The sequence below is a fragment of the Microcystis sp. M169S2 genome, from assembly GCF_020245865.1.
Taxonomy (GTDB): domain Bacteria; phylum Cyanobacteriota; class Cyanobacteriia; order Cyanobacteriales; family Microcystaceae; genus Microcystis; species Microcystis ichthyoblabe_A.
In genome coordinates this window covers 1-11,132 of sequence record NZ_JADBUB010000069.1, presented here as the reverse complement: position 1 = coordinate 11,132, position 11,132 = coordinate 1, and the positions used below count along the sequence as shown (strand labels likewise).

Annotated in this window: 9 protein-coding genes and 2 pseudogenes; 6 read left to right on the top strand and 5 right to left on the bottom strand. The window is 42.5% G+C overall.

Translation table 11 applies throughout. The features are described 5' to 3' along the window. Positions 1-413 precede the first annotated feature (413 nt). The 4 genes and pseudogenes from IM485_RS07410 to IM485_RS07395 all read left to right on the top strand — a co-directional run. Positions 414-512: pseudogene (locus IM485_RS07410) on the top strand (transposase); the annotation flags it as partial. 177 nt (positions 513-689) lie between these two features. Further along, positions 690-809: pseudogene (locus IM485_RS07405) on the top strand (IS630-like element ISMae26 family transposase); the annotation flags it as partial. Positions 810-963: 154 nt separating this feature from the next. Further along, positions 964-1,440, top strand: coding sequence for a helix-turn-helix domain-containing protein (locus IM485_RS07400; protein ID WP_194015745.1), 477 nt, complete (start codon positions 964-966; stop codon positions 1,438-1,440). Positions 1,441-2,068: 628 nt separating this feature from the next. Then, on the top strand, positions 2,069-2,794 hold the full coding sequence (locus tag IM485_RS07395; RefSeq protein WP_104398373.1) for a choice-of-anchor R domain-containing protein: 726 nt from the start codon (positions 2,069-2,071) through the stop codon (positions 2,792-2,794). Positions 2,795-3,620: 826 nt separating this feature from the next. Here IM485_RS07395 and clpB read toward each other — a convergent pair. The 5 genes from clpB to IM485_RS07370 all read right to left on the bottom strand — a co-directional run bounded on the left by clpB (position 3,621) and on the right by IM485_RS07370 (position 8,742). Further along, entirely contained in the window at positions 3,621-6,281 is a 2,661-nt protein-coding gene (clpB, locus tag IM485_RS07390) for an ATP-dependent chaperone ClpB (protein WP_287742242.1), read from the bottom strand. Between the two features lie 313 nt (positions 6,282-6,594). After that, positions 6,595-6,804, bottom strand: coding sequence for a hypothetical protein (locus IM485_RS07385; RefSeq protein ID WP_238142124.1), 210 nt, complete (start codon positions 6,802-6,804; stop codon positions 6,595-6,597). 108 nt (positions 6,805-6,912) lie between these two features. Next, positions 6,913-7,398 carry a GNAT family N-acetyltransferase gene (locus tag IM485_RS07380; RefSeq protein WP_287742240.1) on the bottom strand — a complete coding sequence of 162 codons (486 nt, stop codon included), beginning with the start codon at positions 7,396-7,398 and terminating at the stop codon, positions 6,913-6,915. A gap of 22 nt (positions 7,399-7,420) precedes the next feature. Beyond that, on the bottom strand, positions 7,421-7,729 hold the full coding sequence (locus IM485_RS07375; RefSeq protein ID WP_002781238.1) for a hypothetical protein: 309 nt from the start codon (positions 7,727-7,729) through the stop codon (positions 7,421-7,423). A gap of 119 nt (positions 7,730-7,848) precedes the next feature. Further along, complete coding sequence (locus IM485_RS07370; protein WP_104398371.1) at positions 7,849-8,742, bottom strand: methylenetetrahydrofolate reductase; 894 nt, start codon at positions 8,740-8,742, stop codon at positions 7,849-7,851. Between the two features lie 231 nt (positions 8,743-8,973). Here IM485_RS07370 and IM485_RS07365 point away from each other — a divergent pair, with 231 nt between their 5' ends. Together IM485_RS07365 and IM485_RS07360 are read left to right on the top strand one after the other, a co-directional pair. After that, positions 8,974-9,702, top strand: a complete 729-nt coding sequence (locus IM485_RS07365) for a GDSL-type esterase/lipase family protein (protein WP_104398370.1) — start codon at positions 8,974-8,976, stop codon at positions 9,700-9,702. A 661-nt stretch (positions 9,703-10,363) separates the two neighbouring features. Beyond that, entirely contained in the window at positions 10,364-10,903 is a 540-nt protein-coding gene (locus tag IM485_RS07360) for an IS66 family transposase (protein ID WP_311131134.1), read from the top strand. Positions 10,904-11,132: the final 229 nt, after the last annotated feature.

Below are 11,132 nucleotides of genomic sequence, written 5' to 3'. Positions count from 1 at the left end.
CTTCTAGGTTCTGTGTGATAAGTGTAACTTACATAGGATCGATCAATCTTTGTGTCCTTTGTGTCTTTGTGGTTCGTTCCACCCCCTGGCTAGGAGGAATGTATCTTAGAATACATTTTGCCCACCAAACCGAAGAGAGCCTATAGATTACTTATGAGGAGAGGTAAAAGGCAAGGGGCCAGGGTAAGCGCATCTTAACAATCCTTGACAAAATAAACTTTATGTGAGTTGCTTACCCAGAGAGCGATTCAGGCATATTTGAGTAGAATTGGCCATCTCAATTGTTAAGCAAAAATCGACCAAATGGGTCGATTTAGTAACTATTCTGATTGACTGGTATCACCTGAAATGCCCATACGGATCACAAAATTGGCCAATTGTCAATAGCTTTTGAGATGCTCTCACTCTGAAAAGCTAGACTCATCTATTTACCTCCTTATTCTCCCGAATTCTCTCCTATTGAAAACTTTTGGTCAAAAGTCAAAGTGATGTTAAGAAAACTGGTTCTTCGTTACTTGATATGGTTTGAGAAGGGGGCATAAATCGACTAAATCCTTATCTGGCAAGAGACTTAATTGATTAGTTCGCTCTAGATCAAAAACAATTGACAAAAATCGCTAAATGCCTTTCTATATAAGGGTTCCATCCCTTATAACCGCCGTCCATTGCATAACACAAACCGAAGAGCCAGAAAACTGAAGGCGAGAACTTACAAAGACTTAATAGAAGGGATTGAATTAGCTATGTTAGAAGTTACTCAAAAAGATATTCGCAATTGGTTTACTCACTGTTGCTACTGTACCTCATGAGTCAGAGAATTGCTATAAATCTTTAACCTAAAGGAAAAGAGCGACTACAGAAGGTTAATAGATGAAGTTTTTGTTATGATTAAAACTGAGAGATTTTCATTAAGAGTTATAATAAATTCCGTTATAATAGGGTGAGTAAAGACGAGGAAATAAAATGCCCAAAAAAGCGTACTTAGCTAAACATCTAAGTTCAGAGGAACTGAAAGATAGATACAGAGCAAGTCAAGATTCGGTGGAAACAAGAAGATGGCACTTGTTGTGGAAAATATCTTTAGGATGGACAATAAAAAATGCGGCAGTAGCCGTCGGATTAGATTATCAATATAGTTTTAAAATTCTCAAAAGATATAATGAGTTAGGAGAAGAAGGCGTTAAAAATCTCAAGAAAAAGAGTCACGAACATCGGAGAGGAAAAGAACCTCTGTTGAAGGAAGAACAATGGCAAAAATTAAAAGAAGAACTGAAAAAACTTCCTGCTGATGGTGGGATATGGACTGGTCCAAAAGTGGCTAGATGGATAGAAAAGGAAACTGGACGAGAAAAAGTTTGGAATCAAAGGGGATGGGATTACTTAAAAAAGTTCAGACATTGTTGTCAAGAACCCAAGCCAAAACATAAAAATAATAACTAATTTAATCAAAAAAATTAAGTAGAATTTACCAGTAAAAGTCCAAGAATTAAGAAATAAATTTACCAATACTCAGGTAGTTATCTGGTTATTTGACGAACATCGAATCGGCTTAAAACCGATTATTAGAAAACTCTGGTAGCTTATAAGTAGTCGTGCAAAATTAATTTCCTAGTCGATATGGGAGACAGCTATCAGCGATTGGATTTGAATTTTTAGTTCACTATTTACCGATCACTGAAAAAGCGTTCGTGTTAGTTAGCGGATCGAGTGAGCCTAGCCGAAGTCTGAGGGCTGACGGCTTAGATGTGTAATTAATTTTGCTTAGGTACTTAGGATGATTTGTTATGAAAACTACTCCCAACAAATTTATACCCAAGTTGTTTGTTCCTCGTCGTCAACGGCTATCTTATCTACTCGCGCTCAGAAATTGGTTGAACGGACACAACACTTTCAGCGACAAGATATATGATTAATTTTATATCAGTGCGTATAAATGTTGCCGATATACCTTCCCAGAAGCTAGGAATCTGTGCTAAGTTATTGCGAGGATTATCTTCTGAGGCAGCCCTCAAAAGATAGGCCATCAATCGAGTCAACTTTATCCTTTTTAACCTTAAGAGTTTGAAAAATGACCAAAAATCAGCAAATTTTGGCGAAAATGGGGGGAGGTAGCCTTGCTCTCCTTCTTTCCTTGAGCTTAGGACAACAAGCTTCTGCCACCACCCTCGTTAGCAACCTACCTCCAACAACTACAAGTCTGAGTATAGGAGGCGCAGTAAAAACTGATTCATGGCTACGTTCAAGTTTTACAACTGGCGGTGGCAGTTATGGTTATACTCTTAACTCGGTCACTCTTCAGTTTCGGCAAGACACTGCAGATGCCAATTTATTTGTCCGTCTCTATGAAAACAACGCTGGGGTACTTGGTAATCTGATAACCAGTTTTATTAACCCTGCGTCCATTAGCACTACCCCTCCCGACGGAGCCGACACCGTCTTTACCCTTACTACTCCGCAAACATTAGCCGCTAATACCTCCTTCTGGTTGCTTGCTGGGATTGATGCCCCAGTCGGCACTGGTGGAGAATATTCATGGCGTGGTACCAACTCTTTCGACCAAACAGGGGAGCCTGGCTGGTCGATTGGTAATAGTTCCCTTTTTAGTGGTAATCAAGGAGTTAGTTGGACTACTTCTACTATAGCTAACGCTTTTCAATTCAGCGTTAACGGGACAGTAAACACTCCTCCCCCTCCCCCTACTAATATTCCTGAACCGGGTTCCGTTGTTGCCTTGTTAGGACTAGGAGGATTGGGGTTAGCCTCTAGGTTGAAAAAACTCTCTACTCGTGCTTAGAAATTAGCTGAATGGAAACATCTTTCCATCATCAGTGTTCGATGTCTTGGTAAACGAGGGAATATCCTAACGATTCCCTACTTTTCATTGGTAAATCTTCTTGACATTATCGTGATATAGAAATTTATCAAACCACGAGCAACTTGTGTAAATAAAAACAAATTACCGCTAATTTTTCGATCAAGAAAAAGCCTTTATCAGGCAAGTTTTCCCTTCTCGAAGTGTTAGCGGTGTGTTTTTTTATTATTGAACCAACGAGCAAATTTTTACTTTAACGAAAGCACTCTCGTCCCTTCTCGACTTTCTGTGACAAGTGTGCCATAATCTTCGAGAAGTTTAGCCGCCGCAAGTGACACCTAATCCCCTTCTCGGTAGAATTCTGGAAAAAGAACGGTGGAGGGAAATTACGGTTAAAAACTTTTTCTATATACACGACTACCATTTTAGCAAATAGGCTTCATCCCTTTCTATTGAGAAATATTACAATAAACATGAGTACATTAAGAAAAGTTAATCGGTCGATACATTAACGGGTAAGGGTTTTCAGCTATTTTATACTAAATCCGTTGAGCATAGGCTACTTATGAGGAGAGGCAAGAGGCAGAAGGCAAGAGGCAAAAGGGGGAATAAATAATCAGTTTTTAATAACCGAATTTAGTATTAGTATATATGTATGTGGTAAGTTCAGGAATAAAAAAACTTGAGGAAATTTTTCCTCTGGCGGGATGTTACTAGACTAACCGCCCAAGGGAAAAAATAGGATTCTTTTTGGACATTTTTGGCTTTTACGGTCAACTCAGAGGGGAAATATATCCCCTATATGGTTTTAATCCGAACTGAGGTTAACCAGAGCTAATTCTAATGTTTGCTCTTCCTTTTCTAGCTCCTTTTTGCTAAAACTTAACACTTCATCCAGACAATCAATTACCACCGTATCCCCTTCCATAAAAGCTTGTTCGAGAATTTTTGTGGCTAAAGGATTCTCTAACTCCCGTTGGATAGCACGTTTTAAAGGTCGCGCACCGTAGGTGGGATCGTAACCAACAGTAACGATATGATTTTCTGCGGCCGTAGTTAATTCTAGATTGATTTTTTGTTCTGCTAATAATCTTTCCAGACGCTGTAATTGCAGACGAACAATGTAACGCAATTCTTCTTTTTTCAGGGTATGGAAAATAATTAAATCGTCGATACGATTCAAAAATTCGGGACGAAAATGACTCCGCAAAGCTGTTAAAACCCGTTTCCGCATCTCCTCATAATCGGCATCTTCGGAAACATTTAAAATATGGTCACTGCCAATATTACTGGTCATGACGATAATCGTATTCCGAAAATCCACCACGCGCCCCTGAGAGTCGGTAATGCGCCCATCGTCAAGCACTTGTAATAAAATGTTAAAAACATCCCGATGGGCCTTTTCCACTTCATCCAATAAAACCACAGAATAGGGACGACGACGCACCGCTTCCGATAGTTGTCCCCCTTCCTCGTAACCCACATAACCCGGAGGAGCGCCGATTAACCGCGAAACCGCGTGTTTTTCCATGTATTCCGACATATCGATGCGAACCATGGCTTCTTCGGAGTCGAACAGTAACCCCGCCAAGGCCCGCGCTAACTCGGTTTTACCCACTCCTGTGGGTCCCATAAACAGGAATGAACCAATCGGACGGGAGGGATCTTTCATTCCTGCGCGTGCGCGTCGAATCGCCGCTGCTACTGCCGTGACCGCTTCATTTTGTCCGACAACTTTTTTCTGTAAATGAGACTCTAATTCTAATAATTTTTGTCGTTCCGATTCCATTAAACGATTGACGGGAATTCCTGTCCAACGGGCAACTATTTCGGCGATATCGGCATCAGTTACCTGTTGTCTTAATAGGGTCGAACCTGCTGCTTGAATCGTTTCTAGTTCTTTTTCTTTTGCTTCTAATTCCCCTTGTAAAATTTCTAGTTTGCCATACTTTAATTGGGCCGCTTTATTGAGATCATAAGCACGTTCCGCTTGTTCCACCTGTAGGCGCAATTGTTCTTCTTCCTCTCGTAACAATTTAATTTCCTCGGCGATATGTTTCTCCGTTTGCCATTGGTCAGCGAGAGGCTTTTGTTTACTTTCTAATTCCTCAATTTCTTCGATAATTCTTTCTAAACGCTCTTGAAAAGCTCGATCTTTTTTCTCCTCTTTTTCTAAGGAGAATTTTTCCATCTGTAACTGCATTAAGCGACGATCTATCATTTCCAAATCGGCGGGTTTAGTGGTACTTTCTACCTCTAATTTTGCCGCCGCTTCATCGACTAAATCGATCGCTTTATCCGGTAAAAAGCGATCGCTAATATAACGATGGGATAGGGTAGCTGCTGCCACTAGGGCCGAATCGGTAATTGTCACCCCATGATGCACCTCATAACGTTCTTTTAATCCCCGGAGAATCGAGATAGTATCCTCCACGGAAGGTTCCTTAATATAAACCTGTTGAAAACGTCTTTCTAAAGGGGGATCTTTTTCAATGTGATTGCGATATTCATCCAAAGTTGTCGCCCCAATACAGCGCAATTCACCCCGAGCTAACATAGGTTTTAATAGGTTGCCCGCATCCATGGATCCCCCTTCCCTAGAACCCGCACCGACAACGGTATGTAGTTCATCGATAAAGAGAATAATTCGCCCTTCTGATTGGGTAACTTCTTTCATGACTGACCGCAATCTTTCCTCGAATTCGCCTCGATATTTTGCCCCAGCGATTAAACTTCCCATATCGAGGGAAATTAACTGACGATTTTTCAAAGATTCGGGAACATCTCCGTTAACAATCCTTTGGGCCAATCCTTCAGCGATAGCGGTTTTTCCTACCCCCGGTTCACCGATTAAAACTGGGTTATTTTTAGACCGTCGCGAGAGGACTTGCACCACCCGTCGAATTTCTTCATCACGACCGATAACCGGGTCTAATTTGCCTTCTTTGGCCGCTGCTGTTAAATCCCGGCCATATTTATCTAAAGCTTCGTATTTTTCCTCTTGATTGGGTTCAGTAACCTTTTGAGTACCGCGAATAGCTTTGATAGCTAATTCTAAATCTTGGGGGTCAAGATTGAAAGTGCGTAAACATTTCCGGCCCACCCTTTCATCTTCGGCAAAACCGACGAGAAGATGTTCGACGGAGATAAATTTATCTTGCCAACTTTCCCGGGATGCTTCCGCTCGATCGAGCAGCAGATCAAGACCACGACCTAGGTATAATTGATCGACGATGGCCACTTTCGGCTGTCGGTTGGTGAAGACTTCTAGCTGTTGTTGCAGTCGGGGAATTTCTATATTAGCTTTTTGTAAAATCCGGGTGGCTAGACCGTTATTCTGCTCTAGGAGGGCAATAATAACGTGTTCCACCTCTAAGGTCTGATTTTTAAAGCGTCGCGCAATTTCTTGCGATTTAACGATCGAATCCCAAGCTTGTTCGGTAAATTTATTCGAGTCTGTGGGTTGCATTCTGCACCAATGAGGAAAGCCAGTGTCAGAGGTATAGTATAGCAAGGAGTCTCGATCGATCACAAAGTTCCGGGATCGACAAAGGGTCTGACTTGAAAGAGGGTGTGGGGCGTGGGGTGTAGGGTGTAGGGTGTAGGGTGTGGGGTGTGGGGTGTGGGGTGTGGGGAGAATAAATAAAAAAGTCTCCTATCTCCTATCTCCTATCTCCTGACTTGAAAATACAAGCTGAAATAAGGCAAATTCGTCAATCATACTAAATCCGTTGAGTATAGGCTACATATCAGGAGAGGCACTCCTGCGAGTGAAGTGACTCTCAAATTATTACAGATGCGTCAGCGGCTGCGTGTAAGCATCCCACCGAAAAACTAATGCGCGGGGGGTTTGGGGGCGGCACTTCGACACGCTCAGTGACCGCGCCACGCCCCCAACGGGGGGTTTGGGGGGTAGAACCCCCCAAAAGCTTGGATTGAGTAATCAGATCTGAAGTAATACGGCCATCCGTTGAGTCTAGGCCACATATCAGGAAAGAAACTCCTGCAAAAGGGGGAATAAATAATCAGTTTTTAATAACCGGATTTAGGATCAGAATATTTTCATGCTTGACGGTGTAACTTGTTGCATCGGGACTGACTTATTTATCACTATTACCCAATTGGGTTAAAGCGGTCCCGGTGAGGCGACAAATTTGCCACTCTTTGAAGACCTTAGCCCCCATTTTTCCATAAAAATCGATTGCCAGTTGATTCCACTCTAAGACAGTCCATTCTAAAAGTCCTGCATCCCTAGCGACGGCAATTTTAGCCACAGCCATTAGTAAAGCTTTCCCGATACCTTGACTACGATAATCGGGTAAAACGAAGATATCTTCTAGGTAAAGCCCCGGTTTAGTTATAAAGGTAGAATAGTTAGCAAAAAATAGGGCAAAACCGACTATTTTACCCTCTACCTCTGCCACCAATGCTTCGATGTAGGGTTTTTCTCCGAATAAATGCTCCCCTAAAGCTTGACTATTTCCTGTCATTAAATGGCTGAGTTCTTGATAGGCTGCTAAGGCAACAATTAAGTCAAAAATAGCCTTGACATCGGTAGAAACGGCAGCACGGATGGAATAATTCATGATTGCTGGTCAAATCTTGATTTTAATGCTGATGATGTTTATGGGGAGATTCAGCAGGGGGAGAATTAAGATTGGAAAAATGACCGTTATTTAATCCCATCCCAACGCTACCAATACTGAAAAGTCCCATGGACACAAAACCGGCCGCAATTGTCCCCATGGCCACGGTTCCAATGGAAACTACTCCCATAGGAACAATACCGATGGAAATAACGCCCATGGGGACAATACCAATGGAAATTATACCAGTGGGGGCAATACCGATCGACAACCATTTTCGTCCGGAATTACCACAACTATTCTCTTTTTCTTGACCTAGATTGGAATCCATGCTTTTAACCCCGAAGATGCTTTGAGCCTTCCCATCCTAGGTTAGGGGTAGAATTCTTGTCAAAAGACCGCTAGTCAAAATGAAAGTTAATTTTTTATAAAAACTATTGACTTTTCATCTCAGTTATGTATTGGCGGGATGCCAGCCAGATCGAGAATTTTCGGAACTAAATCCTCTCGTTTAATCGCCATGATGTGGACACCTTGACATAACTGCTGGGCTAATTTTATTTGTTCGGCGGCGATTTTGATGCCTTCTTCGAGGGGATGAGGTGCATCAGCGAGTCTTTGAATGATATGATCAGGAATTTGTACCCCTGGCACATTTTTATTTAAAAATACGGCATTTTTAGCCGATTTTAACAGAAAAATTCCCGCTAGAACTGGTTTATCGGCCAGGGAGGCCACCTGCTGCATGAACTTATCAAGACACTCGAAATCCGTAACTAATTGACTTTGAAAAAACTGCGCTCCTGCTTCGATTTTACGCTCAAAACGGCTTTGAAGACCAGACCAACTTTTTGACTGCACATCGACGGCAGCCCCAGCAAAAAGTTCTAATGGTCCATCTGGTAAAGATTTATCGTTAAAGTCAAAACCTTTATTTAATTTATCGATTAATTTTAACAAACGTACCGATTCTAGGTCAAAAACTGCCCTAGCTTTGGGGTGATCTCCTGCTTTGACGGGATCTCCAGTTAAAGCTAGTATATTTCTCAATCCCAAGGCATGAGCGCCCATTAGATCTGCTTGCAATCCGATCACATTGCGATCGCGACAGGCCATTTGACAGATGGGTTCGATGTCGTGTTGATAGAGAATAGCGGAGGCAGCCAGAGAGGACATTCGCACTACGGCGCGACTGCCATCGGTAATATTAGCCGCATGAACGCGATTTTTCAGCCAGAGGGCCATTTCTAGCATATGACTGGCATTACCCCCTTTCGGGGGAGTAATCTCGGCTGTAATCAAAAATTCTCGGTCTTGAACCGCGCGTCGTAAACGAGTAGTCATCGAGTTATCTAGGTTTTAACCATAAATTCTATAGCAGATTTAGCCCGGAAATGGCTCTTAGGGAAGCAATGATCATCGGGCTGCGCTGCTTTATACTGGTCGGTGTCAGTGCCCGGCTGATATTCAGATAAGTTAACTGGCAGGAAAAAATTTCTAATGTAGTATAATACACGGACAGTTTAACCAAATCCGTTTACAAGTGTAAAGGACAACCGATTCGATCGAGCGATCATGCCAACTCTTTCTCGTTTACCTACTAAAGACAAAGCCCTAATCATGACCCATCCCCTCAAAATCGTCGCTTTAGGTGATAGCCTTGTGTATGGCTATGGCGACCCCGTGGGTGGCGGTTGGGCCGAGCGCCTACGTCGTTTGTGGATGGAAAGTGCCGGTCATGCCCTGTATAATTTGGGTATTCGCGGCGATCGAGTGGTACAAGTGTCCGAACGTTTAGAACAGGAATTTCGTCTCAGGGGGGAAATTCGCAATCGTCTCCCTGACCTGATTCTTCTCTCCGTCGGTGTTAATGATACAGCCCGTTTAGGCCGGCCCGATGGTCGCACCTATACCGATCACGATCTTTTTCAAACTCAAATCGAACATTTACTCACCCGGTCCCGTTCTCTTTGCCCGGTTTTGTTTATAGGTATGATTCCCGTGGATGAGCGGAAAATGCCCTTTTTAGATTGCTTTTACTTCAACCATCGCGATCAGTATCGTTTTAAAGAAACCACTAAACAAGCTTGTCTAGAGCAAAATATTCCCTATCTCGATTTATTTGATCTCTGGATGAACCGGGGTGATCTGTGGTGTCAAGAAAGATTAATGGAAGATGGACTTCATCCCAATGTCCAGGGCTATCAATCAATTTTAGAGGATATTTTAAACTGGTCGCCCCTCACCTCCTTTGTCGGTGTGGATGGTTTTATTCAACCGTTCACAGGAATTGCCGAAAAGTGATGTCCTCTGTTCTCAGTGGATCTAGCGGTGCTACAGAAACCGTAAGAGACAGTAAAGAAACTGGTCAAACCCTGTTAGTCTAAACTCCAGATCTGAGAAACGCTGTAAGTCTTACCAACTAGGGTTTGCTGAAAATTACTGGAAGCTTTACTAGAAAACGGTTTTAGGACTTTTTTAGCCAAAAAAGTGCAAGAAACAAACGTTGAGAAATCGAAATAGGGACTCATACTAAATCCTGTTTTGAAAAGATGATAACAATCAGTCATAAGTTAGCCAATGATAGTTAGTCAAGTTGTAAGGATTCAGGTCAGGGGATTGACAAAAACCGAAAAAAGTGTAGATTGAGAGGATGAAGCAAAAAGAACCGCAGCAGCTACTATAGCGGTAAGCGCTTGAGTGAGATACAAACCAAGCTTTGCCTAGCATGGTTTATAGCTCGTGAAACTGTACCTCATACGACTGCACACCGCTATAGACAGGGAAAGCCTGAAAAACCTGACGCCAGAACAACTGGTGGAGATGGTGCTGAAATTACAGGAGTTAGTAGTCAAACAAGGCGAAACCATCGAGAAGCTGAAGGGTAATCGGCGTTGCTGATTTGAGATATGAATCTTCTTTTGTGGGATTTTTAAAACCTAGACCCAAACTAACTTTTGGATAGGTGCAAGGTTGTCATTCATACCTTGATTCAGCAACGCCAACTCCTCATCAAACGGAGTTAGCCCAAGTCTTTTTGGATTTAATCACGGAAGCCTTTAGGCAACATAGGCAATATCGAGAAACCGGCGCTCGGTCTATCTATAACCACTGGGTTACGGATTTTCGACTGCGGTTAGAGCAAGCTTTAGCAGTGTGGCGACCCCAGACGGGTTATGCTGCGGGTTTATTGCTGAAATCCTTGCTGGACAAGTCCCATCAGTGGTGGTATTTCCTCGAGCATACTGAAGTCTCTCCCGATAATAACCGAGCCGAGCGTTCTCTGCGTCTGGGAGTAACTAAGCGCAAGATAGCTGGTGGTTCTCGCTTCTTCAGTGGCTTTGTCGATACTGCTCGTTTGTTGACCGTGATTCAGTCTTGTCGCGCCCAAGGCCGTTCGGTTTTAACTTTCTTCCGTCAGGCTTTGGCCTCTGTCCATCACCCCTTGAATCCGGTTGTCTCTCTTATCCCCACTGCTGATTTTTCTCTCTTTGTCAACCCCTAGACCTGAATATTTACAAGTAGGATTTACTATAAAAACATGAAATTTTCAAAAATATTAGTAACTATAGCGTTTCTGATTCAGAAGAGGTACATTGGCTCTTCTAGGTTCTGTGTGAGCATGGTATAATAGTAACACAGAACAGGAGGTGGGTTATGTGGATAAATTTTGATCAACTCCTCGATTTACCAAATGTAACAGTGGTCAATTATCAAAAAATTGATGAGACAAT

Bases quoted from the DNA above. Each gene is read 5' to 3' on its own strand.
- clpB (WP_287742242.1), bottom strand. From the start codon at position 6,281: ATGCAACCCACAGACTCGAATAAATTTACCGAACAAGCTTGGGATTCG.
- IM485_RS07380 (WP_287742240.1), bottom strand. From the start codon at position 7,398: ATGAATTATTCCATCCGTGCTGCCGTTTCTACCGATGTCAAGGCTATT.
- IM485_RS07365 (WP_104398370.1), top strand. From the start codon at position 8,974: ATGCCAACTCTTTCTCGTTTACCTACTAAAGACAAAGCCCTAATCATG.
- IM485_RS07375 (WP_002781238.1), bottom strand. From the start codon at position 7,729: ATGGATTCCAATCTAGGTCAAGAAAAAGAGAATAGTTGTGGTAATTCC.
- IM485_RS07400 (WP_194015745.1), top strand. From the start codon at position 964: ATGCCCAAAAAAGCGTACTTAGCTAAACATCTAAGTTCAGAGGAACTG.
- IM485_RS07370 (WP_104398371.1), bottom strand. From the start codon at position 8,742: ATGACTACTCGTTTACGACGCGCGGTTCAAGACCGAGAATTTTTGATT.
- IM485_RS07395 (WP_104398373.1), top strand. From the start codon at position 2,069: ATGACCAAAAATCAGCAAATTTTGGCGAAAATGGGGGGAGGTAGCCTT.